We start from the raw sequence: 2,706 nt of genomic DNA, 5'->3' as shown, positions 1-2,706 counted from the left end.
AGGCCGCCCGGTACGCGGCCGGGGAGGAGCCGAGCTGGCGGCGGAAGTGCCCGCGCAGCGCGACGGGCGAGCGGAAGCCGCAGCGCCCTGCCACTTCGTCCACGGAGAAGTCCGACGTCTCCAGCAGCCGCTGCGCCTGAAGCACCCGCTGGGTGATCAGCCACTGCAGTGGTGCGCTGCCGGTGAGCGAGCGGAACCGCCGGTCGAACGTGCGTCGGCTCATGTACGCGCGGGCCGCCAGAGTCTCCACGTCGAACTGCTCGTGCAGGTTCTCCAGCGCCCAGGCCACGACCTCCGCCAGCGGGTCCCCGCCGATCTCCTCGGGTAAAGACCTGTCGAGGTAGCGCTCCTGGCCGCTGCCGCGCCGCGCGGGCACCACCAGCCTCCGGGAGAGCGCGGCGGCGGCCTCGGCGCCGTGGTCCTGGCGCACCAGGTGCAGGCAGAGGTCGATGCCCGCGGCCGTGCTGGCCGACGTCAGGATGTCGCCGTCGTCGACGAACAGCTCGCGCGGGTCCATGTGGACCGACGGGTAGCGCTTGGCGAGCGTCGGCGCGTACATCCAGTGGGTGGTGGCCGGGCGGCCGTCGAGCAGCCCGGCCGCGGCCAGCGCGAACGCGCCGGTGCACAGCCCGACGATGCGGGCGCCGTCCTCGTGCGCCCGGCGCAGCGCGTCCAGCGCCGCGGCGGGCGGCGGCTGGGTGATGGAGCGCCACGCGGGTACGACGACGGTGCCGGCGCGGGCCAGCGCGTCCAGCCCGTACGGCGCCGAGAGCTCCAGGCCCCCGGTGGTCCGCAGCGGGCCGTCCTCACCGGCGCAGACCAGCAGCCGGTACCGGGGGGTGCCGGCGTCCTGGCGGTCGACTCCGAAGACGGACAGGGGGATGGAGTTCTCGAAGACGGGGCCACCGCTGAACAGCAGCACGGCGACGACTTCACGGCGCCGTCTGGGTGGGCGTGGTACCTCACCCCGCACCGTCGCTCCCGCCACCTCGGGTGTGCGTGGCCCGCCGGACCGGATCGTTGCGCCCGCTCCGGTGGAGTCCTGGCTCATGACGCTAAGCCCCCTCGCTTCTCTCTTCCTCCGCGTCCTGCACCTACACCCCCGGGACGATCTCGGTCTCTCGGCCAAGATCAAATCTACTGTGTGTTGTCCGACCGATCGGACAGGTTCGGCCCTGCATCTATAACGACAGGTAAAACGCGTCTTGTGTGACACGCGGGACAGGTTCGGCCCTGCCTCCATGCCGGCGTGGAAACCTGGCGTGAAGCTTTCGATCGCGAACGATTTCACTGGTTCACGCGACAAGGAAGGCCACCCCCCTCCGGTTCTCCGACGTGCAAGGCTCGTGCGCCCCGACTGCGCCCCCAGCCCCCCGAGCCCGGAACGTTCCAGCCTTAAGTCTCGCAACTCCGGTGTGCAGAAGGGAAGTTGGCCGAAAAGATCGGGTCACAGGAGGTTGTCCCCTCAACAACGGGCGTACGCACGCACCGAGCCGCGAAAACGCCGGTGAACCGCACGCCCCCGCCGTGTCCTGCGGCGCGACCCCGGCGCACGCGCGACGTTTGCCTTCGCGGGGGCGACGACACGGCCGGGGGGCGCGGCGCCAGCGCACGGAAGCGTGGGGGGCGGCACGAGGGGCGGACGGCGGATCCGTGAGCGCCGCCGCCGTGCGCCCCCGGCGGTGTCCGGGACCGATCGCCGGACCGCCGCCCCGACCCGACGGCGTTGCGCGGGACGCCGCACTGCGGCATGCTCCTGTGAACCGTTCGCCGGGGCTGCCTGGCATACCGCCGCCCGCCCCTGGGCAAGGGAGGTAGTGTCGCCGTACCCTTGTTGTACGGGATTGGGAAGATGATTCCCGGACACAGCAAGCCCGGACACAGCAAGTCGCGCCCCTCCAGCCACGAGGATTCCCTTCGCCGAGACACCGATGGCCGGTCACGAAATCCCCGAACCCGCGGACCGCAAGCCGGTCGCCGATCCCACGGCCGACCTGGAAGCGGCGGCCGAGCCGCGCCAAGGCTGCGATCCCGCGTTCAAGCACGGCGTCGTCTGCGGCTTCGACGGCTCCACGTCCAGTGAACGCGCCCTGGCCTACGCGGTAGGGATGGCGCGGCGGCTGGGCTGCGGCCTGATCATCGTGCACGTGGCCAACCGGCTGCCCACCACCGTCTGGGCCGGCTGCGAGCCGCCCGTCTTCGTGGACGTCCCGGACCACCGCACCGAAGTGCTCGGTCTCGAACTCGCCTGCGCCGACTACCTGTCCGACGTCCCTTGGATCCTCGTCGAGCGCGGCGGCGACATCTGCCACGAACTGGAGGAGGTCGGCCGGGAGTACGAGGCCGACGCCATCGTGGTCGGCTCCACGCAGGGCATCGTGGGCCGCATCTTCGGCTCGGTGGCGGGCCGCCTCGCCCGGCGGGCGCAACGGCCCGTCGTCGTCGTGCCGTAGCCGCCCCCCGCGCGCGTTTGCACCGATCGCGCCGGGCGTACGCGCCGTCCCGCAGCCCCGGAGAAATCTACTCGCGGGTAGATGTGGGTTGTGAATTTGTGAGGGGCATATAGGGGACACGACGACGCGCTGCCGACCGGGAGGTGACGGTCCCCGGTACGGCAGCGGCACCGCCGGCGTATTGGGCGACGCCGGCACAGGGGAGGCGGCCCTCTGCGCGACGTGGTGGCACGCGCAGAGGGCCGCTCTTTCG

General features: G+C 71.8%; 2 protein-coding genes. One reads left to right on the top strand and one right to left on the bottom strand.

Features of this window, described 5'->3' with window-relative positions:
• Positions 1-1,051 (bottom strand): helix-turn-helix domain-containing protein (locus H5J30_RS26120; RefSeq protein ID WP_374101026.1); only part of this gene is annotated, 1,051 nt, incomplete at its 3' end.
• A gap of 880 nt (positions 1,052-1,931) precedes the next feature.
• On the opposite strand from H5J30_RS26120, the gene H5J30_RS26115 reads away from it, so the two are divergent.
• A complete protein-coding gene (locus H5J30_RS26115; protein ID WP_018834110.1) occupies positions 1,932-2,453 on the top strand; it encodes a universal stress protein in 522 nt (173 codons plus the stop codon).
• The last annotated feature ends 253 nt before the right edge of the window (positions 2,454-2,706 follow it).

Source organism: Streptomyces phytophilus (assembly GCF_013870535.1).
Classification (GTDB): Bacteria; Actinomycetota; Actinomycetes; order Streptomycetales; family Streptomycetaceae; genus Streptomyces; species Streptomyces phytophilus.
This window is presented reverse-complemented; position numbering and strand designations above follow the sequence as displayed.